The 25,047-nt window shown below is 60.9% G+C and carries 23 protein-coding genes; 10 read left to right on the top strand and 13 right to left on the bottom strand.

What is annotated here, in order from left to right; genetic code table 11:
• Window positions 1-43: 43 nt before the first annotated feature.
• From ybiB to B9Z37_RS10695, 3 genes are all read left to right on the top strand, one after another.
• Window positions 44-943: a DNA-binding protein YbiB gene (gene ybiB / locus B9Z37_RS10705; RefSeq protein ID WP_108313031.1), complete on the top strand. Its 900-nt coding sequence runs from the start codon at window positions 44-46 to the stop codon at window positions 941-943.
• Window positions 940-1,725 carry a uroporphyrinogen-III C-methyltransferase gene (gene cobA, locus B9Z37_RS10700; RefSeq protein WP_108313030.1) on the top strand — a complete coding sequence of 262 codons (786 nt, stop codon included), beginning with the start codon at window positions 940-942 and terminating at the stop codon, window positions 1,723-1,725. Before ybiB ends, cobA begins: the two co-directional genes overlap by 4 nt.
• A gap of 184 nt (window positions 1,726-1,909) precedes the next feature.
• Complete coding sequence (locus tag B9Z37_RS10695) at window positions 1,910-3,142, top strand: BaiN/RdsA family NAD(P)/FAD-dependent oxidoreductase (RefSeq protein ID WP_108313029.1); 1,233 nt, start codon at window positions 1,910-1,912, stop codon at window positions 3,140-3,142.
• Here the strand turns inward: B9Z37_RS10695 and B9Z37_RS10690 are convergent.
• Window positions 3,132-5,420 carry a patatin-like phospholipase family protein gene (locus B9Z37_RS10690; protein WP_108313028.1) on the bottom strand — a complete coding sequence of 763 codons (2,289 nt, stop codon included), beginning with the start codon at window positions 5,418-5,420 and terminating at the stop codon, window positions 3,132-3,134. The two genes, B9Z37_RS10695 and B9Z37_RS10690, sit on opposite strands and share 11 nt — an antisense overlap.
• A gap of 268 nt (window positions 5,421-5,688) precedes the next feature.
• Between B9Z37_RS10690 and rpsU the strand changes: the two genes are divergently transcribed.
• The gene (gene rpsU / locus B9Z37_RS10685; RefSeq protein ID WP_019428257.1) at window positions 5,689-5,901 is read left to right on the top strand and encodes a 30S ribosomal protein S21; all 213 of its coding nucleotides are present in this window, start codon (window positions 5,689-5,691) and stop codon (window positions 5,899-5,901) included.
• A 108-nt stretch (window positions 5,902-6,009) separates the two neighbouring features.
• Window positions 6,010-6,456: a GatB/YqeY domain-containing protein gene (locus tag B9Z37_RS10680; RefSeq protein WP_108313313.1), complete on the top strand. Its 447-nt coding sequence runs from the start codon at window positions 6,010-6,012 to the stop codon at window positions 6,454-6,456.
• Between the two features lie 22 nt (window positions 6,457-6,478).
• On the opposite strand, the gene B9Z37_RS10675 is transcribed toward B9Z37_RS10680, so the two are convergent.
• Together B9Z37_RS10675 and pmbA are read right to left on the bottom strand one after the other, a co-directional pair.
• The gene (locus tag B9Z37_RS10675) at window positions 6,479-7,369 is read right to left on the bottom strand and encodes a DMT family transporter (protein ID WP_108313027.1); all 891 of its coding nucleotides are present in this window, start codon (window positions 7,367-7,369) and stop codon (window positions 6,479-6,481) included.
• Window positions 7,370-7,382: 13 nt separating this feature from the next.
• Entirely contained in the window at window positions 7,383-8,885 is a 1,503-nt protein-coding gene (pmbA, locus tag B9Z37_RS10670; RefSeq protein WP_240606691.1) for a metalloprotease PmbA, read from the bottom strand.
• On the opposite strand from pmbA, the gene yjgA reads away from it, so the two are divergent.
• From yjgA to rpoD, 3 genes are all read left to right on the top strand, one after another.
• Window positions 8,884-9,540 (top strand): ribosome biogenesis factor YjgA, encoded by a 657-nt coding sequence (gene yjgA, locus B9Z37_RS10665; RefSeq protein WP_108313026.1) that lies wholly within the window; start codon window positions 8,884-8,886, stop codon window positions 9,538-9,540. The genes pmbA and yjgA overlap by 2 nt on opposite strands.
• Entirely contained in the window at window positions 9,533-10,129 is a 597-nt protein-coding gene (mog, locus tag B9Z37_RS10660) for a molybdopterin adenylyltransferase (protein WP_108313025.1), read from the top strand. Before yjgA ends, mog begins: the two co-directional genes overlap by 8 nt.
• A gap of 341 nt (window positions 10,130-10,470) precedes the next feature.
• Window positions 10,471-12,996 (top strand): RNA polymerase sigma factor RpoD, encoded by a 2,526-nt coding sequence (rpoD, locus tag B9Z37_RS10655; RefSeq protein ID WP_108313024.1) that lies wholly within the window; start codon window positions 10,471-10,473, stop codon window positions 12,994-12,996.
• Between the two features lie 93 nt (window positions 12,997-13,089).
• Here rpoD and B9Z37_RS10650 read toward each other — a convergent pair whose 3' ends face one another.
• The 10 genes from B9Z37_RS10650 to B9Z37_RS10605 all read right to left on the bottom strand — a co-directional run bounded on the left by B9Z37_RS10650 (window position 13,090) and on the right by B9Z37_RS10605 (window position 22,856).
• On the bottom strand, window positions 13,090-13,494 hold the full coding sequence (locus B9Z37_RS10650) for a YkgJ family cysteine cluster protein (RefSeq protein WP_108313023.1): 405 nt from the start codon (window positions 13,492-13,494) through the stop codon (window positions 13,090-13,092).
• Between the two features lie 37 nt (window positions 13,495-13,531).
• Window positions 13,532-15,106: an acyl-CoA carboxylase subunit beta gene (locus B9Z37_RS10645; protein ID WP_108313022.1), complete on the bottom strand. Its 1,575-nt coding sequence runs from the start codon at window positions 15,104-15,106 to the stop codon at window positions 13,532-13,534.
• Window positions 15,103-16,110 (bottom strand): Bug family tripartite tricarboxylate transporter substrate binding protein, encoded by a 1,008-nt coding sequence (locus B9Z37_RS10640; protein WP_108313021.1) that lies wholly within the window; start codon window positions 16,108-16,110, stop codon window positions 15,103-15,105. Before B9Z37_RS10640 ends, B9Z37_RS10645 begins: the two co-directional genes overlap by 4 nt.
• A 12-nt stretch (window positions 16,111-16,122) precedes the next feature.
• Window positions 16,123-17,379, bottom strand: coding sequence for a CaiB/BaiF CoA transferase family protein (locus tag B9Z37_RS10635; protein WP_108313020.1), 1,257 nt, complete (start codon window positions 17,377-17,379; stop codon window positions 16,123-16,125).
• Complete coding sequence (locus B9Z37_RS10630) at window positions 17,376-18,113, bottom strand: GntR family transcriptional regulator (protein ID WP_108313019.1); 738 nt, start codon at window positions 18,111-18,113, stop codon at window positions 17,376-17,378. Before B9Z37_RS10630 ends, B9Z37_RS10635 begins: the two co-directional genes overlap by 4 nt.
• A gap of 10 nt (window positions 18,114-18,123) precedes the next feature.
• On the bottom strand, window positions 18,124-18,336 hold the full coding sequence (locus tag B9Z37_RS10625) for a biotin/lipoyl-containing protein (RefSeq protein WP_108313311.1): 213 nt from the start codon (window positions 18,334-18,336) through the stop codon (window positions 18,124-18,126).
• Window positions 18,337-18,447: 111 nt separating this feature from the next.
• Window positions 18,448-19,062, bottom strand: coding sequence for a class I SAM-dependent methyltransferase (locus tag B9Z37_RS10620; protein WP_108313018.1), 615 nt, complete (start codon window positions 19,060-19,062; stop codon window positions 18,448-18,450).
• Between the two features lie 114 nt (window positions 19,063-19,176).
• On the bottom strand, window positions 19,177-21,222 hold the full coding sequence (gene paaZ, locus B9Z37_RS10615; protein ID WP_108313017.1) for a phenylacetic acid degradation bifunctional protein PaaZ: 2,046 nt from the start codon (window positions 21,220-21,222) through the stop codon (window positions 19,177-19,179).
• A 375-nt stretch (window positions 21,223-21,597) separates the two neighbouring features.
• Entirely contained in the window at window positions 21,598-22,443 is an 846-nt protein-coding gene (locus B9Z37_RS10610) for a class III extradiol dioxygenase family protein (protein ID WP_108313016.1), read from the bottom strand.
• A 68-nt stretch (window positions 22,444-22,511) separates the two neighbouring features.
• The gene (locus tag B9Z37_RS10605) at window positions 22,512-22,856 is read right to left on the bottom strand and encodes a protocatechuate 4,5-dioxygenase subunit alpha (RefSeq protein ID WP_108313015.1); all 345 of its coding nucleotides are present in this window, start codon (window positions 22,854-22,856) and stop codon (window positions 22,512-22,514) included.
• Window positions 22,857-22,940: 84 nt separating this feature from the next.
• Between B9Z37_RS10605 and B9Z37_RS10600 the strand changes: the two genes are divergently transcribed.
• Window positions 22,941-23,852 carry a LysR family transcriptional regulator gene (locus B9Z37_RS10600; RefSeq protein WP_108313014.1) on the top strand — a complete coding sequence of 304 codons (912 nt, stop codon included), beginning with the start codon at window positions 22,941-22,943 and terminating at the stop codon, window positions 23,850-23,852.
• A gap of 103 nt (window positions 23,853-23,955) precedes the next feature.
• On the top strand, window positions 23,956-25,047 hold a 1,092-nt coding region (locus B9Z37_RS10595), incomplete at its 3' end, for a 3-hydroxybenzoate 6-monooxygenase (protein WP_108313013.1).

The raw sequence follows: 25,047 nt of genomic DNA, 5'->3' as shown, positions 1-25,047 counted from the left end.
CCATATAACCAGCAGTTATCTGATTTCCCGCACAATTGCGGGCATGGGAATCAGCAACTACATCAAGGACATCGGCCGCGGCAAAGAAGGCGCGCGTGCGCTGGGCCGCGCACAAGCCGCCGACCTGATGGGCTTGATCCTGGACCAGCAGGTCAGCGACCTCGAATTGGGTGCGTTTTGCATCGCCATGCGCATCAAGGGCGAAACACCCGAAGAAATGGCCGGTTTTCTGGACGCTACGCACGCTCGGCTGAACAAGGTTCCTGCAGGCCAGGTGCCTACGGTGGTGCTGCCCAGTTACAACGGGGCACGCAAGCTGCCGGTGCTCACCCCTCTGCTGGCCCTGCTGCTGGCACGCGAAGGCGTGGCGGTGGTGGTTCACGGCAGCGCCACCGAAGACAAACGGGTGAGCAGTCAGGCGGTGTTTGCGCACCTGGGCATTGAGGCACGCGCCCAAGTCGCACCTGCGGCAGCAGGTCAGGTGCAGTTCATCCCAACAGGTGTTCTGCATGCCGGACTGGACCGGCTGCTGGGGGTGCGCCGCGTGGTGGGTCTTCGCAACCCGGGTCACAGCTTGGTGAAGCTCATGAACCCCTGTGATGGTCCCTCGCTGGTGGTGAGCAGCTACACGCACCCCGAATATTTACTGTCCATGTCGGCCACCTTCGCCCTGACCGGTCAACATGCCCTGCTGCTGCGCGGCACCGAAGGCGAAGCTGTGGCCGATGCCCGGCGCACCCCGGCGATGGACGTTTTCAAGAACGGTCAAACCCTGCGCGTGCAGGAACAGCAAGAAGGCTCGCTCGCCAAAATGCCCGAACTGCCCGGCACCGACGCAGCCGCCACGGCACTCTACATTGAGCACGTTTTACAAAACCTGCTGCCTGTTCCCCAAGCCATTGCGCTGCAAGTCCAACACATCCTGCGCGAGGTGCAAGCATGAACACACCCCTTCAAGGCCGCTGCACCCTGGTCGGCGCAGGCCCGGGCGACCCGGAGCTGCTGACCCTAAAAGCCGTCAAGGCGATTGCCAGCGCCACCGTGCTGCTGGTGGACGACCTGGTCAACGACGCCGTGCTCGAACACGCATCGCCCACCGCCCGCATCGTGCACGTGGGCAAACGCGGTGGCTGCAAAAGTACGCCGCAGGCCTTCATCGACAAGCTGATGATCACCGCTGTGCAAGAAGGTGAGCATGTGGTGCGACTCAAAGGCGGCGACCCGTTCATTTTTGGCCGGGGCGGCGAAGAGGTCGAGCACCTGCGCCAAGCAGGCATCGATGTGACCGTGGTCAACGGCATCACCTCGGGCTTGGCGGGTATGAGCAGCCTGGGCGCGCCGCTCACCCACCGCGAGCATGCGCACGGCGTGGTGTTTGTGACCGGCCACGCCAAACCCGGCGACAACGGCACCGACTGGGCGCAACTGGCCACCACCGCACGCCAGGCCAAGCTGACGCTGGTGATCTACATGGGCGTGAGCAGCTTGGATCACATCAGCCAGGGCTTGCTGCAAGGCCTGCCCGCCCACACGCCCGTGGCCATCGTTCAGCACGCCAGCCTGCCCACCCAACGCGAAGCCCTGACCACACTGGACCAACTGGTGGACACCGTGCAACACGAAGGACTGCAAAGCCCGAGCGTGATCGTGGTCGGCGATGTGGTGCGAGGGGCACGGGCGTGGCAGCAGGCCGAGCCCCATGCCGCCGCCCAGCGGACCGCTTGAGCTGATGCCCCTTGTGGGAGCGAGCCCCTGCTCGCGAATGGTGCGTTGGACTGGTGCTTTTGGCGGATCGGGGATTCGGCCGCAGGAGCGACCTCCCACACAAGACAACCATTCCATTCAAGACAAGACAGTCCCACATGGCAACAACAGCGGGTCACCGCCCTGCCCCTTACACTCCTGAGCCATGAATACATGGGATGTGGTGATCGTGGGGGCTGGCGCAGCCGGTTTGTTTTGCGCAGGCGTGGCGGGCCAGCGCGGACTGAAGGTGCTGGTGATTGACCACAGCGACAAGGTGGCCGAAAAAATCCGCATCTCTGGCGGCGGGCGCTGCAACTTCACCAACCGCTTGCTCGATGCCTCAGCCCCGCAAAAGCACTTCATCAGCCAGAACCCGCACTTTTGCCGCTCGGCCCTGTCACGCTACACGCCGCAGGACTTCATCGATCTGGTGCAAAAACACGGCATCGCCTTCCATGAAAAGCACAAGGGTCAGCTGTTTTGCGACCACTCGGCCGAAGACATCATCCGCATGCTGCTGACCGAATGTGAAGCGGGCCGCGTGACGCTATGGACCGGCTGCAGCGTGAAGTCTGTGCGGCACCACACACAAGGCGCACAAACCACACATTACGTTCTGGAAACCGACAAAGGCCCTGTACAAGCCACCTCGCTGGTGGTGGCCACGGGGGGCTTGTCCATCCCCAAGATCGGTGCCACGGGCTGGGGCTACGAAGTGGCCACTCAATTTGGTCTGCGCCTGATCGAACGCCGGCCGGGCCTGGTGCCTTTGACTTTTGACGGCGCCGCTTGGGCGCCTTATGCCCAACTGGCCGGTCTGGCTTTGCCCGTGGGCATCGAGACAGGCGAGAAAAAAGCCCGCATGCACTTTGACGAAGACCTGCTGTTCACGCACCGGGGGCTGTCAGGCCCAGGCGTGCTGCAAATTTCGAGCTATTGGCAAGACGGCACCGCCATCCGCCTGAATTTGGCACCCGAGGTCAACCTGCCTGAGCGCTTGCAAGACGCCAAGTTGCGGTCGAAAAAACTGCTGGGCAACGAACTGGCCAGCTTGGTGCCCAGCCGCTTGGCTGAAGCCTGGGTCAGCCAGGACCCGGCGCTGCAACGCACGGCCGCCGAGGTGCCCGATAAAGCGCTGAACAAACTGGCGCAAGCGCTGTCCAGCTGGACGCTCACTCCCACCGGCAGCGAAGGCTACAAAAAAGCCGAAGTGACGCTGGGCGGGGTCGACACGCGTGACCTGTCTTCGCAGACCATGGAGTCCAAACAGCCCGGCTTGTACTTCATCGGTGAAGTGGTTGACGTGACCGGTTGGTTGGGCGGCTACAACTTCCAATGGGCCTGGGCCAGTGCCCATGCCTGCGCCCAGGCTTTGCCCGCACCGATCAAAAGCTGAAGCGCCTGCCCAGCTGCAAAAACAGGTTGTAGGCATTGCCTGTGCCTCTGGCAGCACCCAGATAGATGTCGCCGATTTTGCTGTCCACCGCGACAAAGAGCGTGCCGCTGTAGCGCCAGCGCATCGCGTCGCCCTTGTACCAGGCATCCCCCGCTTCAAGCACGGTGCCCACATAGGTTTTCTGATTGAACAGGCCCCCGTCGGTCAGCCGGTACATGTAGGTGGTTTGCAAATGCGCCAGCTGGTCACCGGCCAATTGGCCCATGCGGTAAGCACCCATGTTTTGAAAGCCCCCCAGAATCAACTGACTGGGGGAGCGGCAGTTGGCACAGTCGAGCGTGACACGGTCTTGTGCCAGATTGAGACCCAAATTGACAATATGCGGCCCCACCGAATGGGCCCACTTGGCGGTCAGGCGTCCGCCGTTGTAAAGGGCACCCGAAACCCCTTGTTCCAGACTGACCCCCAAAAAGTAGCCGCGTGTCGGAAAACTCAAGGAGTCGAGTTGATCGATCTGAAACTGTGCCTTGACACCGTTGTACTTGACCAAATCGGTGTTCGATATTTCCGCCAAATCCGTCGTGGTGTCAAAGGTTCTGCGAATGGCGCTGGACGTCACCCCCATCTTGATGTTCGCCTTGCGCTCAAAGTCATAGACCAGCTGCGCGTCTATGCTCTGCACTGTCTGGTTGAAATAGGCCAACTTCTGGTTGCCTTCCTCGTCCCTGAAAATGGCGCTTCGGTACAAGGGCAAATAGTTCCGATCCCATGAGGCACCGGCTTCCACACTCCATCCCCGTGACAACGGCTGGTACAGGCGAACGGCCAATTCAGACTGCGTGCCCATGCGGGCATCCAACGAGAACTCCAGACCTGATGGGGTCAACCAGGGTCGGCGGTAACCGAAGCCGGCCGTGAATTGCGTGACGCCATCCACTTCGGTGGAAAAGCCCAGCGTGCTCTTGAAAAAATGAGGGCTGTAGGGCTTTTCACGCACCTTCACGATCAGTTTGTACCGATCACCCCGCTGTTGCTCCAGGGTGTAACTGACCAGATCAAAGTACCCGCTGGTGTACAGCTCATCCATGTAACGCTCGGCCTGCTGAGGCGAGAACTCCTGCTCCAGCATGGGCGAGAGCATCGCCTGGATATAGGTTTCCGAAACATCCTTGTGGCCTTGCGCCTCGATGGCCACGATGCGTTTTTCCCGCTGGTCAAACGACAGGCGCGTGGTGGTGGCCGGCAAGGGCTGCGCTGCATTTGCAGCACTCAACGCCGCCAGTCGGTCTTGCACCAAACCAACCGCCTGCTGGCCACGCTGAACGATTTCGGTCGCACGGTTGAAATCGGCGAATCCAATGTCCTGCACAGCGGGCTGAACCAGCACATCCCCGGGGCGCAACAGGGCCAGGTTCCGTTTTTCGTTTTGGCGAATCAGGATGTCCAGCATCCGGTTGGCCACCACCAGCGCGTGGCTGGCCTCTTCTGTTTTATCCTCGCCGGCCCCAGCACCCAAAAACGAGGCCACGATCACATCGGCCCCCTCGCGCAACGCCACTTCAATCGGCAAATTGGCGACCAAGCCACCATCGACATACGTCTCACCATCGACTTCCACCGGGGCAAAAACTGCGGGAGCCGCCATGCTGGCACGGATGGCCAGGTGCAAAGCGCCTTGATCAAAAACCTTCATCTCGCCATCGCGGTAGCGCGTGGCCACGGCACGGAACGGGATTTTCAAATCATTGAAGTGGACATTCGGCGGCACATGCGCCGTCAAGGCTTGCAGCAACGCCAGAAACCGCTGGCCATCGCTCACGCCCCGCGCAAAGCTGACGCCGCCATCTTTGATGCCGAACTCCAACTCAACCGGGTATTTTTGTTGGTAGGCCCGAGTGCGAGAAGGTAACTCCAACCGGTTGAGTTGGTCCAACGCCACTTTGGACGGGTCAAGCCCGCCGACCATGCGTTCAATGTCGTCGGTGCTCATGCCGCTGGCATACAAGCCCCCCACGACTGCCCCCATGCTGGTGCCGACAATGCGGGCGATGGGAATGCGGTCTCGCTCCAATTGACGCAACACCGCCAAGTGGGCAAAGCCTTTGGCCCCGCCACCGGCCAAAACCACCACAACCGAGGGGATGCCGGGTGACGCTGCAACTGGCAAAGAAAGCGCTGCTTGCCCCCAGCACCAAGGGGTCATCAAACTCAAAACGAGTGCTGCAAAGCGTTGGGTTCGGGTCAAGTGGCTGAGGGAATTGGCAAAAAAGAGCTTCATTTGTGTTGCATTTTAGGTACTCAGCCCTCTTGCAAGCCTGACGGCAAAGGGGCCAACCACAGAGTCGTTTCAACATTTGCCCCAAGATGTGCTTTCTGACACACAAAGTCGGCAAGTCGTCGTCTTGCAGGCGCTATAATCTCAGGCTTTGCTGGCAAACCCCCGTCTGCCAAATACTAGTTCGTGACGGGGAACCGCCGAAACTGGGTTTCAAGGGCCCGATCTCCCTTGTCACTGCAGCCGGCACATTTTTTGGAAAATTGATTCAATGACCACCATCCGCGTGAAAGAAAACGAGCCGTTTGACGTTGCACTGCGTCGCTTCAAGCGCACCATCGAAAAACTCGGCCTGCTGACAGACCTGCGCGCCCGCGAGTTCTACGAAAAGCCAACGACCGAGCGCAAGCGCAAGAAGTCGGCTGCCGTGAAGCGTCACTACAAGCGCGTTCGCAGCATGCAATTGCCCAAGAAGATGTATTGATCTTCTTTTTGTATGACCCGCAAGGGTCTGCAAACAAGCCCGCTGGAGGACGCTCAGGCGGGCTTTGTTGTTTCTACCCCCCTCTTTGTCACCCACCAGGAGCCTCCCATGAGCCTGAAAGACCAGATCACCGAAGACATGAAGAACGCCATGCGGGCCAAAGACGCCGAGCGTCTGGGCACCATCCGCTTGCTGTTGTCGGCCATGAAGCAAAAAGAAGTCGACGAACGCATTGAACTCGACGATGTGGCTGTGGTGGCCATCGTGGACAAGCTGATCAAACAACGCAAAGACTCCATTGCCGCTTTTGAACAAGCCGCACGCCAAGACCTGGCCGACAAGGAAAAGGCCGAAATGGCCGTGCTGCTGGCGTATCTGCCCGAGCGCATGTCGGCCGAAGAAGTCACCGCCGCCGTTCAGGCCATCGTGACCGAATTGGGGGCCAAAGGTCCTGGCGACATGGGCAAAGTGATGGGCGCTGTGAAGGCCAAACTGGCAGGCAAGGCCGACATGGGCCAAGTGTCAGCTGCGGTCAAAGCCGCATTGGCAGGCTGAACGGCCACCGCCTGATCAACGATCAGGCGCCCAAAATCAAGGCGGAACCCAGCACCGCCATGACCGCCCCACCCCAAGCCCCCCAAGCGGGGCTGCGGCGGTAAACCCCCCACAGCAGCGGCAGCAGCAAGATGGGGGTCAACGACGAGAAGATTCCCACCAGATTGGCCTGCCCGGTTTTCAGGGCCTGCAAGATCAAGGTCATGCCCAAGGCCATCGCCACAGCGGCACTGGCCCAAGTGTTCCACAAGGTTTTCAGCGACAACGGGGTTTGCACCCGAGCCACCTGCGCGCCCGCCCAGAGCAGCACCAGATGGGCTGAAAAACTGGCCGATGTGCGCACCGCAGAGGCGGCCACGGCGTCGACACCCGAAGTCATCAAGGGTTTGATCATCAAGGTCGCCACCGACTGGCACACCGCAGCCAACAGGCCCAACAAGACACCGGTCATCAAAGTGCCTTGCGTCTTCTCCCAGGCGTGGGTTTCGCTCTCGCGGCGACCCCAAACAATGGCCACCATCACCCCGCCCACCAGCAAACTGCCGCCCAGCAAAGTCCAGCCCCACAAGGTTTCGCCCAGAAACAACCAGGCCAAAAGGGTGGAAAAAATGGCATGCGTGGCAAACAAGACCCCGCTGCGGCGAGGGCCCAGCCGGTTCATGCAGGCAAACAAGGCCGTGTCGCCAATGAAAATGCCGATGAAGCCCGACAAAGCCAACAGCGCCACATTGGACGCATCGAGCGTGCGCCATTGCCCGGTGAACAGCGCCAACGCCCACAGCAAGGTGAGCGCAAAAAACAAGCGCCAGCGTGTAAAGGCAAATGCGCCCATACGGCTGGAAGCTGCCGCAGAAAACAAACTGCCCACCGCCCAAGACAGGGCGGCCAAAGCGGCAAGGAGTTCAGCCTGCACAGCGCAGCGAGCCTCAGCTGCCCGCCAGCTTCATGCGATTGACCAAAATGGAGCCGGTGGTTTTGGCCCCCATGTTGTAGGTGTCTGCACCCACGGCCTCGATGCCCATCAGCATGTCTTTGAGGTTGCCCGCGATGGTGATTTCGTGCACAGGGTAAGCAATTTGACCATTCTCAACCCAGAAGCCGCTGGCCCCGCGTGAATAGTCGCCTGTGACGTAGTTCACGCCCTGGCCCATCAGCTCGATCACAAACAAGCCGGTGCCCAGTTTTTTGAGCATTTCATCCAGGTTGTCGCCCGCTTGCGTCAAGCGCGAGGTCAGCGTCAGGTTGTGCGAACCGCCCGCATTGCCGGTGGTCTTCATGCCCAGCTTTCGGGCCGAATAGCTGCTCAGGAAGTAGCCTTCCACGCGCCCGCCTTTGACCACTTTGCGGGGTGCAGAGCGCACGCCTTCGTCGTCAAAAGGTGAGCTGCCTTTGCCGCGCAAAAGGAAAGGGTCTTCATCGATGTCAATGTGCTTGGGGAACACTTTTTTGCCCAATGAATCCAGCAAAAAACTGCTCTTGCGGTACAAGGCACCACCACTCACGGCTTGCACAAAACCACCCAACAAGCCCGCAGCCACGGGCGACTCAAACAACACAGGGCACTCGGTGGTGGCGATCTTGCGAGCCCCCAGGCGTGACAACGCGCGTTCGGCCGCGTAACGCCCCACGGCTTCGGGCGAGGCCAGCTCGTCGGCTGAACGCATCGAGGTGTACCAGGCGTCGCGCTGCATTTCGGCGTTGCGGCCAGGCAATTTGGCAATGGGCGCCACCGACACGCTGTGGCGTGAACTGGCATAACCGCCCCTGAAGCCGTGCGTGTGGGCACTGAAGAAATGGCTCTGCTGAGCCGACACGGCCGCGCCATCGCTGTTGGTGATGCGGCGGCTGGTTTTCAGGGCTGCCGCTTCGCACTGCAGGGCGATGCGCGCCGCTTCTTCACTGCTGATGGACCAGGGGTGGAACAAGTCCAGATCGCGGTGGTTCGTTTCGATGTCGGCTTCGTCGGGTAAACCGGCTGTGGGGTCTTCGGCTGTGAAACGGGCGATGTCGTAAGCGGCCTGCACGGTGCGCTCGATCGCTGCTTTGGAAAAATCAGAAGTGCTGGCGTTGCCGCGGCGGTGATCCACATAGACCGTCACGCCCAGTGATTTGTCGCGGTTGCGCTCCACGTTCTCCAGCTCGCCCTTGCGCACGCTGACCGACAGGCCACAGCCTTCAGACGCTTCAGCACCCGCGTTGGTCGCACCCAGCTTTTTGGCGTGGTGCAGGGCGATGTCGACCAGCTCCTCAAAATGGTCACGCGAGTAACTGAAGCCGTCATGGGGGTGCGCAGTGGATGCGGAGACAGGAGCGTTTTTTTTCACGGAAGGGGTCTCGAAAAAAATGGCGAGCGCCAGGCTCGCAGTGGCCGCTATGATACTTGCCACCCAGCCTGTGCGCTGTCCTTGAGAACGAGTTCCCCCAGTCATGTCCCGTAAACCCAAAAAAGGCTATTTCGTCCGTGGTCAATTTGTTGCCGAAGGCAGCGAACTTGACCTGGAGTACAAGCGCGAGCTCAAAGGCGGCCTGGAAGGTCCCAGTCGCACCGAGCTCAAGCGCGAAAGCACCGAACTGCAAGAACTCGGCGCAGCCTTGCTGACCCTGCGCAAAGACCTCATGGAAGGCCTGAGCCTGCCCGACAAGCTGGTGGATGGTCTGGCCGAAGCCAAGCGCATCACCAACTTTGAAGGCAAACGCCGCCAGATGCAATTCATTGGCAAACAAATGCGTTTGCTCAGCCCCGAAACCCTGCAAGCCGTGCGCGAAGCGCTGGACATCCAACGCTTGGGCAGCGCCAAAGACACCCAAGCCCTGCACTTGGCTGAAGCCTGGCGCGACCGCCTGATCGCCGACGATGCGGCGGTGGGTGAATGGATTGCGCATTACCCGCAAACCGATATTCAGCAGCTGCGCGCCCTGGTGCGCCAAGCCCGCAAAGACGCTGTGCCCGTCACCAACGCTGCGGTATCGCAAGGCCTGGCACCACGCCAAGGCCGTGCTTACCGCGAACTGTTCAAGCTGGTGCGCAGCGTGCTGACCAACGGTGAAAGTGACAACACCCCCGACGAGACCGAAGATGAGTGAATCCTTGTTTGACCCGATCAAGATCGGCATCGTGTCCATCAGCGACCGGGCCAGCACGGGTGTCTACGAAGACAAAGGCCTGCCCGCACTGCAAGAGTGGCTCACCAAAGCCCTGCACAACCCCATCACCTTTGAGCCCCGCCTGATCCCGGACGAAAAAGAGCGCATCAGCGCCACCTTGATCGAGTTGGTCCATGTCGGTTGCAGCTTGGTGCTGACGACTGGCGGCACAGGCCCGGCCCTGCGCGATGTGACGCCCGAAGCTACTTTGGCTGTGGCCGACAAGGAAATGCCAGGGTTTGGCGAGCAAATGCGTCAGATCAGCCTGAAATTCGTGCCCACAGCCATCTTGTCGCGCCAAGTGGCCGTGATCCGAGGCCAAAGCCTGATCATCAACCTGCCCGGCCAGCCCAAATCGATTGCCGAAACCCTGGAAGGGCTGAAAGACGCCGAGGGCAAAGCTGTGGTGCATGGGATTTTTGCGGCCGTGCCGTATTGCGTCGATTTGATTGGGGGGCCTTACATGGAAACCCGCGACGAGGTCTGCAAAGCCTTCCGTCCTAAAACAGCAATCCGACCTGCACGCTAAAGGACGCTTGCGCTCTGCAGACATCGCTTGCAGACAAGCTCCGGCAAACCTGCTTGGCACTTCTACACTGTGAGAACCAGGCTTGACTTTCGGTATAATCCATTTTCTCGGCAAGAGCGACAGCAGCACCTCCGGCTAGACCACCGCCAACAGCGCGATGCCCCCATGCGGGCCGGTCACCGTTCCGCAAGGACTGCATTCCAAATGTTCGCCCACCATCTTGCCATTGCAAATTTGACGCCCATATAGGGTGTTGATTTGTGTCCTACAAGCCCGCGCCGGGATGTATTTGGCGCTGACTGTGTCCGTTTCCTTGTCTGTTTTGATGTTCTGAGGTGTTCATGCCTGCTCAAAAGTCGAAGAAGCCTGCCCAGGCCCCTGCCAAATCCAAAACCGTTGCAAAAACCGTCGTTGCCAAAAAAGCCCCCGCGCCCGTCGCCAAGCCCAAAGCAGCCAGCAAAGTGACTGCCAAAGCACCCGCCAAGAAGCCCGCCCCCGTGGTGAGCAAGGCCAAGGTGCCTGCCAAAGTTGCTGCCAAACCGGCAGCAAAACCAGCAGCCAAAGCAGTCCCCAACGCGGTCAAAGCAACAGCGACCCGAGCGACCCCTGCTCAGCCTGTGAAGAAAGCCGCCTCCGTGCCCGCCAAGAAATCTGAAGTGATCGTGAAGAAAACCACCGCCAAAGCCAAGGAAGCTGTGGCCGAAGTGGAAGTGAAGAAAACCACCAAAGCGACCAAAGCCGCTGCGCCTGCCGCCGAGAAAAAGCCTGCTGCCAAAAAAGCCGTGACCGGCGCCAAGCGTGGCCCCAAGAAAAAGGGCAGCATTGCCGAGCCCAGCCTGGATGACGATTTGGACATTGAAGCTGACCTCGAAGGCGAACCGGTCGTCGAAGCAGGCTCCGAGACCGCTGAAAAGGTCAAACCTCTGCGCATGAAGATCAGCAAGGCCAAAGAACGCGCCTTGATGAAGGAATTCGGCTTGGACGAAACCGTCCTGACCGAAGCCGAGATGAAGCAGCGCCGCGACCGCCTGAAGGCCCTGATCAAGCTTGGCAAGACGCGCGGCTACCTGACCAACGGCGAAATCAGCGACCACTTGCCCGACAAGCTGGTCGATGCCGAAACCCTGGAAGTGGTGATTGCCACCCTGAACGACTTGGGTGTGGCGGTGTACGAGCAAACGCCCGACGCCGAGAGCCTGATCATCACCGACAACGCGCCCACGGGCTCGACCGAAGAAGAAGCCGAAGAAGCCGCCGAAGCCGCCCTGTCCACCGTGGACAGCGAATTCGGCCGCACCACCGACCCCGTGCGCATGTACATGCGCGAAATGGGCACTGTGGAACTGCTGACCCGTGAAGGTGAGATCGAGATTGCCAAGCGCATCGAAGGCGGCTTGATGGACATGATGGCCGCGATCAGCGCGTCGCCAGCCACCATCGCCGAAATCTTGCGCATGGCCAACGAAATCCGTGAAGGCAAGGTCGTGATCTCCACCGTGGTGGACGGTTTCGCCAACCTGAACGAGGCCGACGACTATGTGGCCGAAGAAGACTTCGACGAATTCGACGAAGCCGATGACGACGATGGCAAAGGCGGCTCCAAAGCCCTGACCAAGAAGCTCGAAGAGTTGAAGAACCAGGCCTTGGAACGCTTTGACCGGATCACCGAATACTTCGAAAAAGTGCACAAGGTGTACGACAAGGAAGGCTGGGGCACCCCCGCCTATGTCAAGGTGCAAACCGCTTTGTCGGAAGAGCTGATGACCATCCGCTTTACCGCCAAAACCATTGAAAAGCTGTGCGACATGGTGCGCGGCCAGGTCGACGATGTGCGCAAGAAAGAGCGCGAGCTGCGCCGCATCATTGTGGACAAATGCGGTTACCCACAAGACAACTTCATCGCTGACTTCAGCGGCCGTGATAAAAACGGCAAGCGCGTGGAATCACAATTGCTCAACCTCAAGTGGATTGAGAAACAAGCCGCTGCCGGCAAGAGCTGGAGCGCCGTGATGGGCCGCAACATCCCGCCCGTGCAAGACCTGCAGCAAAAGCTGATGGACCTGCAATCGCAAGTTGTGGTGCCGCTTGATGAGCTCAAAGACATCAACAAGCGCATGAACGCCGGCGAGCGCTCGTCACGCGATGCCAAGAAAGAGATGATCGAGGCCAACTTGCGCCTGGTGATCTCGATCGCCAAGAAGTACACCAACCGCGGCCTGCAGTTCCTCGACTTGATCCAGGAAGGCAACATCGGCCTGATGAAGGCGGTGGACAAGTTCGAATACCGCCGGGGCTACAAGTTCTCGACCTACGCCACTTGGTGGATCCGTCAGGCCATCACCCGCTCGATCGCGGACCAGGCCCGCACGATCCGTATACCGGTGCACATGATCGAGACGATCAACAAGATGAACCGCATCTCGCGTCAGCACTTGCAGGAATTCGGCTTTGAGCCCGATGCCTCCATCCTGGCCGAGAAGATGGAGATCCCGGAAGACAAGATCCGCAAGATCATGAAGATCGCCAAAGAGCCGATCTCGATGGAAACGCCGATCGGCGACGACGACGACAGCCACTTGGGTGACTTCATCGAAGACAGCACGCACACAGCGCCCATTGACGCGGCATTGCAAGCGGGTCTGCGCGACGTGGTCAAAGACATTCTGGACAGCCTCACACCCCGCGAAGCCAAAGTGCTGCGCATGCGTTTCGGCATCGAGATGTCCACCGACCACACGCTGGAAGAAGTGGGCAAGCAGTTTGACGTGACGCGCGAGCGCATCCGCCAGATCGAAGCCAAGGCGCTGCGCAAGCTCAAGCACCCTAGCCGCTCGGACAAACTGCGCAGTTTCATTGACACGATGTAAGCCTGACAGTCTGCAAAAACAAAGCCTCCTTGCTGCAAAGCAAGGAGGCTTTTTTGATGGCGGCGCCACCGGCGCCTGATCAATGCCCGCGGCTCAGCGTGATTGGGCCTTGTTGCCGTAAGGGCAATGGTTGGGGCGAGGCCCCACCTGGGGATGCAAACGGCAGGTATTGGGCCGCTTGTCGTACACGGTGCAACGACGCGTTTTGGCGTCCAGCAAATGACAATCGCCGCTGGCACGCCGGGCCAAACTGAAGATGCTGTTCTTGAAATTGAAATGGTCAATCACGCCCGCTTTCGTCAGGCGCTTGGCAATTTGCTTGGGGTCTTCGTGCTCGGCCTCGAACGGATCGACCATGCCCAGCCGCACCAGATCAGTCATCTTGACCTCGACCGGCATGGTGCAGCAATTGGCCGCACAGGTGTCACACAAACCTGCTTTGTAGCGGGTCCAAGTTTCACAACGGTCAACGTCAACAACAGCAATGGGAGATCTCATGGGGCGGATTATCCCGGATGTGGGCGTCATCCGAGCCTCACCCCTCGCTCTCGCCCACGCGGCTCAGCTTAACCAGCTCACGCGCATCCTCGACCCAGTCACACAAGATGGCACGGGTCTCACGGGGGTCGATGATGTCCAAAATGCCGAACTTTTCGGCTGTGCGAAACGGCGATGTCATGTTCAGGTAGAAAGCCTCCAGCTCTGCCCGCTTGGCTGCGGGGTCAGGCGCGGCATCGATTTCGGCCTTGTGCGCGGCCATAACGCCGCCTTCAATCGGGATAGATCCCCAACGCGCCGATGGCCAGGCGTAGCGCAGGTTCAGCGCTTCGCCATATTTGGGCGCGTGCAAGGCTCCGGCCATGCCAAAGCAACGGCGCACCAAGATCGACACCCAAGGCGAGCGGCAAGCGTTGAGGGCCTCCCCCACTCGCATGGCCCCCAACAAAGTCCCGCCCAGCTCGGCCTCCAAGCCTGTTTGGTTGCCCGGCTGGTCCACAAAGTTCACCACGGGCAAACCAAACAAGCTGCACAGCTTCACATGCCGCTCCATTTTGTAGGCCGCTTGCACCGTCATCGCGCCGCCTTGCACTTTGGGGTCGTTGGCAATCACACCGACGGGCACCCCATTTAAACGTGCCAAGGCCGTGATGACCGAGCCGCCTTGGTAGCGACCGATTTCGAACACCGAGTCCATGTCCATGACCGAAGCCAAAATTTTGCGCGGCTCGTAAATTTTGCGGCGCTCGCGGGGGATGGCGTCTTTGAGCCAATCGTCTGCGCGTGTAGGACTGTCTTGTGTCGGCAGCACAGGCGCCAAATGGTGCACGCTGCGCGGCATGTAGCTCAAAAACTGCTGCACCTGCGCCAAGGCATCGGCTTCGTCCTCGGCCTCGTTGTGCACCAAGGCGCTTTTGCGGTGCACCCGGTGACCGCCCAGGTCGTTTTTGTCCACCTCTTGCGCATAAGCCTGACGCACCACATGCGGGCCAGCCGCCATGACTTGTGCTTGCTCACGCACCATGACCGAGAAATGCGAGGACAGCACTTTGACCGCCCCCTGCCCTGCACATGCGCCCAAGGCTACCCCCACCACGGGCACGGTTTGCAGCAACTCGTTGGCAGGCCAGCTGGGGTATTCGGGGATTTTGGTCCCGCCGATCTGCATCAAAAGCTTGACGCTACCCCCCGCCGAATCGACCAATCGCACCAGCGGCATGCGCAACTGGTGCGCCATGCGCTCTATGTAAATCCACTTGTCAGCAATGGAGGCTTCCGACGAGCCCGCACGGATCGTGAAGTCATCGGCATGCACCGCCACTTTGCGGCCCTGCACGCGGCCAAGCCCCACGATGGCGTTGGTGGGGTCCATTCGCTCAAAGGCCCCCTCTCGGCTGTAATGGCCTTTGCCCGCCAGCGCCCCCAGTTCCCGAAAACTGCCCGCATCCATCAAGTGATCGATGCGCTCACGTGCGTTCAGGCGACCACTGGCCTTGAAGCGGGCCAGCGCCTCTGCTCCGCCCATGGCGCGTGCCTGCGCACGGCGCAACTGCAACTCAGTGAGTTCAGCTGCCCACTCGCCCGAAGGCTCAAAAACAGGCCACTGGCTCATGCAGCCCCCAAGCCCAAGGCGGTGACCAAGGCGCGCGTTTCAGACAACTCGGCTTCCAGGTAACGGTGTGAATCCACATAGCCTTTGAACATGGGGCGGTTGCCCGATTTTTCGACCATGGCTTGCCAGGCAGCCGACTCGGCCACTTGGCGCAAGGCGTTTTCCCAAAACCGGATTTGTTCAGCGTCCACACCACCGGGCAACAAAACGCCGTTGTAGCTGATGTAGTCGGCCGCCACGCCCTGCTCACGCCAAGTGGGCACGGCAGCCATCAAGCCCGTGCCGCGTTGCGGCGAAGCACTGGCCAACACACGCACCTTGCCAGCTTGCACCTGCGGCATGACGGTGGGGCCGGTGGCGGACACCACATCCACATTGCCCCCCAGCAAGGCCACCATGGAATCCCCCGAAGAGCGGAAAGGCACCACCGTGAGTTTGTCCACCGCCAGCCCCGCGACTTTGAGGGGTTTGGCAATCGCCAAATGCGTGTTCAGGCCCCGCACAGGGGCCACCGCAAAGCTGACCGAGGACACATCGCGCTGCAAACGTGCCACGAGGTCTTGCACATTGCGCAGCGGGCTGTCGGCCCGCACGGCCACCAGCGAGGTTTCTTCCACCATCATGGCCACGGGCACAAATTCGCGCATGTCGGCCTTGAGCATGCCCGTGGCTTGCCCCGCAATGCTGCCCGTGTGAAAGGTGCCCAGGTGGTGCGCGTTGCCCCGATTGCGTTGCAGTTGCTGCAAGCCCAGCAAACCCGCCGCGCCCGGCTTGTTTTCGGCCAGCATGGTTTGCCCATGCAGGCGCTGCTGCGACTCGAGCATTTGCTTGATGCCACGTGCATACAAATCGACCGAGCCGCCCGGAGCCACGCCAATCACATAGCGGATCATCTCTGTGGGTTTCCAGCTGCTGTCTTGCGCCAGCGCCTCCCAACCCATGGGGGCCAGGCTAGCGCCTGCGATCAGGCCGAGCGATTGACGGCGGTTGATGTGAGCTTGCATGACGGTTTCCTTTCAGACAGATGAAGAAGGCAGCACCACCGCACCACTGGCCACCAAGGCCTGTACACGTTCAGGGCTGAGTTGAAGATCGCGCTGCAGCACATCAAAACTGTCTGCGCCCAAGTTGGGGCCGCTGCGGTAAATGCCGCCCGGTGTGGCTGACAGCCTGGGCACGACCCCGGCTTGGGTGGTGTGGCCCAGCTGCGCGTGGGGCACCTGCTGCAGCATCTGACGCGCCTGGAAATGGGGATCTTTGAAGATGTCGGCAATGGTGTAAATCAAGGTGCTGGGCACCTGGGCTTTGTGCAGCAAAGCCAAAAGCTGAGCCGCCTCATGGCCACGGCTCCAGTCGGAGACGATGGCGTCGATGGCACGCATGTGCTCGGGCAGGCCACGCGCCTGGATCGTCTCGAAACGCGGGTCCGTCAGCAACTCGGGTTGTTGCATCAGGGACACCAGCCGTTTCCAGATCGGTTGGCTGTTGGCGGCGATCAGCACCCAAGCCCCATCACGGGTGGGATAAGAGCTGTTGGGGGCCATAGAAGGCAGGTTCGAGCCCTCCCGCATGGGCACCACGCCCAGCTTGTCGTGTGCGGGCACCACTGGCTCCATCTGGGTGAACGCGGCCTCGTACAAAGCCACATCCACCACCTGCCCTTGGCCCGTCTGAGCGCGCGAATGAATGGCCGCCATGGCCCCGAACGCGGCATAGACCGAAGACAAATAATCGGTGGTGGCCAAAGCCACCCGAGCTGGGGGCCGGTCAGGATCGCCCGTCATGTGGCGCACGCCCCCCACGGCTTCACAAATCGCCCCATAGCCGGGTCGCTCGGCATAGGGGCCGTCTTGACCAAAACCGCTGATGCGCACCATCACCAAACCGGGGTTGCGTGCCGTCAAGGCCTCATAACCCAAGCCCAGGCGCTCCATCACCCCCGGGCGGTTGTTTTCCACCACGATGTCGGCCTGCACCATCAGCTCAAAAGCCAAGGCCCGTCCCTGCTCGGACTTGAGGTCCAGGGCAATCGAGCGCTTGTTGCGCAAGATGGAAGCTGCATACAAAGACACGTCACCCACATGCTGCCCCATTTGCCGCACCGGGTCACCATCGGGCGGCTCGATCTTGATCACGTCGGCACCGAAGTCGGCCAACAAACGAGCGCAGGCCGGCCCGGCAATCGTGCTGCACACTTCGATCACCTTGAGATCGGTCAGCGGGCCTTGGCGCTGCGGGCTTGCGTTCTGGTCGGTGTTCGACTTGGTGTTCATGGTTTGCCCTTCAGGTCCAATTGCTGCACCGCTTCTTGGGCAGACTCTTCAATGCGCTGACGGGTCAGCTGCACCACACGATCGGCATCACCAGCCTCCAAGGCCACAATGGCTTGCTGCCAAAGCGACACCGAGCGCTGGCGTCGCGCCACCGAAGACAAGCCCAATTTGCTGTAGCGCAGCGTCTGCAAAGAAATCGAGGTCAGCATGCGCTGTAAACGGCGGTTGCCGGTCAGGCGGGCCACCAAAATCAGCAGCCGGTAGGTGGTTTGGGCGTACAGCTCGCCCGCGCCATCTTGCCCAGCCAAGGTTTGCAGGCGTTCGGTGCCTGCCCGCATCAGGGGTAAAAGTTGGGCACTGGGTTGGGCCATGAGCTTGCGCACCGCCACCTCAAACAAGCCAGCGCGGATGTCCAGCAACTCGGACAACTCCTGCGCACTCAGGTCGGTCACGATCGCACCGCGACGCGCCAGCAAAGTGGCCAAGCCCTCACGCTCCAAAATACGCAGGGCCTCACGCACCGGGCCCCGGCTGACTTTGAATTCGTCGGCCAACTCCTGCTCGCCGATGCGCGCCCCCGGGGCCAACTGCCCGCTGAGGATGCGTTCACCCACACGGGATGCAATTTGTTCTGAAACCGTCAGGGTCGGCTCGTCTTGGTCGGCAAAGAGGCGAAACGCCACCGCACCCTCCAAGTCACGCAATAACTCTGGGGGCAAATCGTGGGTATTCATCACAACGCCCTCAATCCAAGGACAGCAGCCACTGCCCGTCTTGCACCGCCTCGCCCTCGGCCACCAACAAGTCGCGAACAGTTCCGGCACTCGGCGACTCCACCGGAATTTCCATTTTCATGGACTCGACAATCATCAAAACATCACCCGCCGCGACGGTTTGCCCCGCCACCACTTCGACCTTCCAGATGCTGCCACTGACTTCAGAGTAAATTTTTTGCATGGTTGAATTTTTGAATGACATTCAGATTGTTAACAATCTGAATGGATTCCAGCACCCGTACAAACCCTGCAAATCGTCAAAATGGTGGATTAACCCTCACTTGCTGCCGTTTCAGGCTGCTTGCGCCTGGCCCCAGTAGTGAAACGTCATGGGGCGCGGCCCGGCCAGATAGGCCGATTGGGTTTGAGCTGCAAAGCCCGCTTCTTGCAGCAAGGCGGGGATGTCGCGCCCGAGTTGGCAACCTCCGGCCAGCGGCCCCCAAAGGGGCTGCAAGCGCTCTTGCCAGCGGCGCACACCCGCATCCGGGGCACGGCCATGTTCACAAAACAAGAGCTGGCCACCCGGCACCAGCACCCGGCGCATCTCGCGCAAGGCCTGCAGCGCATCCGGAATACTGCACAGGGTGTAGGTGCAGACCACCGTATCAAAGCTGGCATCGGCCGTGGGCAGTTGCTCGGCCGACAGGCCCATCAGCTCGACGGCGATGCCTGCCTTTTGGCTGCGCTTTTGGGCTAGGCGGTGCATCTGCATGGCCGGGTCCACACCCACCAAGCGTGTGACGCGGCTGCGGTCGTAAAACGCCAGATTACGGCCTGTGCCCATGCCAATCTCCAACACCCTGCCCTGCGCCTGTGGCACCAACTGGCGGCGCTGCGCCTGCACCATGGGCAGACCGCAGGCGAAGTCGATGAGGTAGGGCAGAACGTGTTGGTCGTAGAAGTTCATGCGGTCATTTTCACCGCAACGGACGCAGCATGGCCCAAGCTGTAGGCCAAGCGCCCACTCTGCTCATGGCACCCCCTCGGGGCCGATGCCCCAAGAATGCAGTGCCAAGCCAGTTCAGCCCTTCTTGGCCACCAACGTCAAGATGTCGTAGCTGGCCACGACCTCGCCCAATTGGTTGGTCACTTCCACATCCCAAGCGACCACGCCCTGGCCCACGCCGTTGGCATCTTTCTTGTTGCGGTCGATCTTGCGCTTGGCCGTCAGTCGGGCCTGGATGGTGTCGCCAATGCCCACGGGCTTGACGAAGCGCAGGGTATCCAGACCGTAGTTGGCCAACACCGGGCCGGGCGCGGGCGAGACAAACAAGCCCGCTGCGGCCGACAGCACAAAGTAGCCGTGTGCGATGCGCTTGCCAAAGGGCGAGTCTTTGGCTGCGATTTCGTCGAAGTGCATGTAGAAATAGTCACCCGACAACCCCCCAAAGGCCACGATGTCGGCCTCGCCCACGGTGCGGCGGTGGGTGAGCAGGCTCTCGCCAATCTGCAACTCTTCAAAGTAGCGGCGGAAGGGGTGAACCTCGGTCTCGATCAGCTTGGCACCCCGCATGTACTCGCCTGTGACGGCAGCGATCATGGTGGGCGAGCCCTGCAGCGCGGTGCGCTGCATCAGGTGCTTGACGGCGCGGATGCCGCCGAGTTCTTCACCGCCACCTGCGCGGCCGGGGCCACCGTGTTTGAGCGGGGGCAGAGGTGAGCCGTGGCCGGTCGACTCCACCGCCGATTCCCGGTCCAGAATATGCAAGCGACCGTGCAGCGCAGCAGCCACCGGAATGATGCGAGCCGCAATCTGTGGGTCTTTGGTGACCAGCGTGCCGACCAAGCTGCCTTGGCCGCGTGCGGCCAGTTGCAGGGCTTCGTCAATGCCGTCATACGCCATGAGCGTGCTCACGGGGCCAAAGGCTTCCACGTCGTGCACGCTGTCGGTTTGTAGCGGCTTTTGGCACAGCAGCAGCGTGGGCTGAAAGAAGGCGCCGCCTTCGACGCCCTGCCCCACGGGATTGAAATCAACGCCGCCGCCAAACACCAGCTCGGCGCTTTGGCGCAGCAGGGCCACGCGCTCGGCCACATCTGCTTGTTGAGAATGTGAGGCCAAGGCCCCCATCTTCACGCCTTCGACCGACGGGTCGCCCACCACCACTTTGGCCAGACGCGCTTTGAGCTTTTCAGCGACGGCGTCCAGATGCTGGCGCGGCACGATGGCGCGGCGAATCGCGGTGCACTTCTGACCCGCCTTGACGGTCATCTCGCGGGCGACTTCTTTGACAAACAGGTCGAACTCTTCGTCGTCGGGCGTCACATCGGGCGCGAGGATGGCGCAGTTGAGCGAGTCGGCTTCGGCATTGAAGGGGATGCTGTGTTTGACCACATTCGGGTGCACACGCAGCATGGCGGCGGTGTCGGCCGAGCCGGTGAAGGTGACCACATCCTGGCCATTCAAACGATCGAGCAGGTCACCGGTGGAGCCGATCACCAGCTGCAGCGCGCCTGGAGGCAAGATGCCCGATTGCTCCACCAAGCGCACCATGGCTTCGGTCAGGTAACTGGTCGATGATGCGGGTTTGCCGATGCAAGGCATGCCCGCCAAAAAACTGGGTGCAAACTTTTCGAGCAGACCCCAGATGGGGAAGTTGAAAGCGTTGATGTGCACCGCGATGCCGCCGCGTGGCACCAGGATGTGCGTGCCCGCAAAACCGCCTTTTTTACCCAGCGGGAAAGCCGGACCTTCGTGGATCAGGTTGCCACTGGGCAGCTCGTTGCTGCCCATACCCGCATAAGCAAACAGCGTGCCTGCGCCGCCTTCGATGTCCACCCAGCTGTCAGCGCGCGTGGCACCCGTGTGGGCAGAGATGGCGTAGAGCTGTTCTTTGTGCTCGCCGAGGTACTTGGCCAGGGCCTTCAGGCGCTGGGCGCGTTCTTGAAAGTCCAGCTTGAGCAAATTGGGCAGGCCCACGGTGCGGGCGTAGTGCACCGCGTCACCAAAATCAATCGCCTCGGCATGGGTTTGGAATACCGTGGCACCGTTGATGGCGCTGCGCAGGTTTTGTGCGCCTTGCTGGCCGATCCATTGGCCGCCGATGAAACTTTGCAGGACTTGGGACATGGGAAAGTGCTTTCAGAAAAGAACAAAGCTCGGCCATCAGAATTAACCAACCGAGCGGTCGGTTAATTCTATGCGCTTTGTGCCAGCCTGCGCCCAAGAACTGACAAGGGATTTCCCCGATGCTCCGCCGCAAGACACGCTGCCCCCACAACACGCCGAGCCCATGACACGCCGCCACAACCCGCGCCGAGCCCAACAACATCACCGCGACCCCAATGTCATCCCGCACTTGATGCGGGATCTACACCTGCAACGAAGCCCTGGACCCCGGGTCTTCGCCCGGGGTGACAACTCAAGGACTTCGGCCGGGGTAATAACTTGGCGTCTACGCCCGGGGTGACAGATCAAATCACAGAAAAAGAGAGCGGGGCATCGTCAAGCCACCTCGAACGCCATCAAGCCTGTGGCCGTGTTGGAAATCGGGATGTGGTAATTGCGGTGCACTTCCTTGACGCTTGGGCCAGCGGTCGACAAAGCGGCGCGCATGGCCAGCCACATCAGCAGTTCCACGCCTTGCGTGCCGGTTTTTTCCACCAAGTCCAGCGTGCTGAACTGGGTGGCCCATTCGGGGTTGCTCACCAGGCTGTCCATGAACTGCAGGTCAAACGCCTTGTTGATGAAACCGGCGCGCTCGCCGTCGAGCTGGTGGCTCAGGCCCCCAGAGGCGCAGACCACCACTTTTTTGCTGCTGTCCCAAGCCGCAATCGCTTCGCCCACGGCCTTGCCTAGGGCGTACACGCGCTTGGCCGACGGCAGCGGAAATTGCACCGTGTTGATGTTGATCGGTACGATGGTCACGGGCGCTTCGCCCTCGGGCCAGAAGAGTTTGAGCGGCAAGGTGCAGGCGTGGTCCACCAGCATGTCCTGGCAGGTCACGATGTCAAAGTCCTGGCCCACCAAGGTGTTGATGATCTGCCACGACAGATCGACTTCACCCTTGAACGGTGGCAGCGTCGGGATGCCCCAGCCTTCGTCGGCGTTGTTGTACTGGGCCGCAGCGCCCACGGCAAAAGTGGGCATCTTGTCGAGGAAGAAGTTCAGGCCGTGGTCGTTGTAGAACATGACGACCACGTCGGGCTTTTGCGCACCCAACCACTGTTGCACGGGCGGGTAACCGGCAAAAAACGGTGCCCAGTAGGGGGCGTTTTGCAGACCTTTGTGGATCGCATTGCCGATGGCGGGAATGTGGGAAGTGGCGAGTCCGCCGATGAGTTGAGCCATGGTTTTGTCCTTTCAATTTCGCGTTGCAGGTCGGGGCTGAAGCCGCCGACCTGCATATTCCTTATCCTTCAGGCGTAAGCTTTGAGCTTGGCCTTGAATTCGTCCTTGGTCATGCCCGTCTGCTGGGCACCGATGTCTTGCATGTCGAGGCCGAAAATGCCCGCGAACTTGGCCAAGTAATAGGCGTTGCCGCCTGCGGCAATCAAGTCAAGCACCTGACGCGAGCGGATCGCGGCTTTTTGCGGTTCGGTCAGCCCGTATTGGGTCATGTAGGCCTCTTCGTCGTTCTTGAACGCGGCGCGGTTGTCGGCCGAGTTGAACGAGAAACACATTTTGTTGAGGGCATAGCCTTTGCGGGCCATGTCGCCGTCAAACGGCGTGGTGCCTTCGATCTGGCGGGTGGGTTGGGTCATCTGAGTTTCTCCAAAAAGCGGTGACTGGTTGGAAGTATCGGGATACCATCCCTATAAATAAACAGATGAATACTCATATAACCCATGAACAATTTCGATTGGTTGGATCTGGATGCCAAACTGCTGCGCCTGCTGGTGACGGTGGTGGACACCGGCTCGATCACGGCCGCCGCCCAGCGCTTGGGCGTGACGCAGTCGGCCGTGAGCCACCTGCTGGACAAGCTGCGCGGCATCACTGGTGACGTGCTGTTTGCCAAGTCCGGGCGGGGCATCGTCGCCACCGCCCGGGCCGAGGCGCTGGCCGCGAGGGCCCGCACGCTGCTGGAAGAGCTGGAGCGCTTTGCGCGTTCGGAAAATTTCAACCCCGCCCAATGGCGCGGTACCGTGACGATCGCGGCCAACGATTTCCAGCGCGACGCGCTGCTGCCCGCCCTGATGCAGCGCCTGCGTGAAACAGCGCCCAGTGTGAGCCTGCGCGTGATCCCCTCGGACGTGCCCACGCCCGAGATGCTGCGCCAGCAACACTGCCAGCTCATCATCAGCCCGCGCCCGCCCGAGGGGGCGGACATCCTGCAAAAGCGTCTGTTTGCCGACCGCTACCGCGTGTTTTACGACCCGGCCGTGCGCAGCGCCCCGACCACGGCGGAGGACTATTTGGCCGCCGAACACGTCACCGTGGTCTATACGCCCCAGCGCCCGCTCGATCTGGACGCTTTGCTGCTTTCACGTGGCGTGGTGCGGCGCTTTGCGGTGCAGGTGCCGGGCTTTTCGGGGCTGCCCTCGTTCATTGCGGGCACGCCATGGTTGGCCACCGTACCCGGCTTGCTTCAAAACCACCTGATGCGCGATCTGGCCAGCGCCCCGGTGCCCGTGCCTTGCCCCGACATGCCGATGTACATGATCTGGCACCAGCGCCACCAGCAAGACCCGGCCCACCAATGGCTGCGCCAGCAGCTGGAAGCGGTGGCCCGGCCTTTGGTCACGCCATCCAATTAAGGGTTTTCACTTAGAAAATGATGGGATTAACAGGGTTTTGTGAAATTGATATGCATGCATATAATCTCACCACTTTCTTCACTGTCAACTTGTTGGAGTCTCCATGAGCACTGCGCCTTCTCAACTTCCCGTCATCGTCGCAGGCGGTGGCATTGGCGGTCTGGCCGCCGCGCTCGCCCTGGTGCGCCAGGGCTTTCAGGTCACCGTGCTGGAGCAAGCGCCCGAGATCGGCGAGATCGGTGCAGGCATCCAGCTCGGCCCCAACGCTTTCCACGCATTTGACGCTTTGGGCGTGGGCGACAAGGCCCGTGGCCGCGCCGTCTACACCGATTACATGGTGATGCACGACGCGCTCGACGAGTCGCAGGTCGGCAAGATCGAAACCGGCGAGGCCTTTCGCAAGCGCTTTGGCAACCCCTACGCCGTGATCCACCGCGTGGACGTGCACTTGTCGCTGCTCGAAGGCGCTCAGGAGACCGGCAAGGTCGAGTTCCACACCAACACCCGTATCGTCTCGATTGAGCAGGACGAAGCCAACAACACCGTCACCGCCATCGACCAGAACGGCAAGCGCTGGACCGGCCAGGCCCTGATCGGTGCCGACGGCGGCAAGTCGGTGGTGCGCCGGCAGTATGTGAACGACCCCCCTCGCGTGACCGGCCATGTGGTCTACCGCGCCGTGGTCGAGAAAAAAGACTTCCCGCTGGACCTGCAGTGGAACGCCGCCAGCCTGTGGGCCGGCCCCAAATGCCACCTGGTGCACTACCCGCTGCGCGGCGGCGAGCAGTACAACGTGGTCGTGACCTTCCACAGCCGCCAACAAGAAGAATGGGGCGTGACCGATGGCTCCAAGGAAGAAGTCGAGAGCTACTTCCAGGGCATCAGCCCCAAGGCCCGACAGCTGATTGAGCTGCCCAAGACCTGGAAACGCTGGGCCACGGCCGACCGCGAGCCGATCGGCACCTGGGTGTTTGGCCGCGCCACCATCCTGGGCGACGCCGCCCACCCCACCACGCAGTACATGGCGCAAGGTGCCTGCATGGCGATGGAAGACGCCGTCACTCTGGGCGAAGCCCTGCGTGTGAACCACAACGACTGGACGAAAGCGCTGGCTTTGTACGAACGCTCCCGCGTGGCGCGCACCGCCCGCATCGTGCTCTCGGGCCGCGAAATGGGCCGCCTGTACCACGCCGCC

The organism is Limnohabitans parvus II-B4, from assembly GCF_003063455.1.
GTDB classification, from domain to species: Bacteria; Pseudomonadota; Gammaproteobacteria; order Burkholderiales; family Burkholderiaceae_C; genus Limnohabitans_A; species Limnohabitans_A parvus.
Note: the sequence above shows the minus strand (reverse complement) of the source record. Positions and strands in the feature narration are given on the sequence as shown.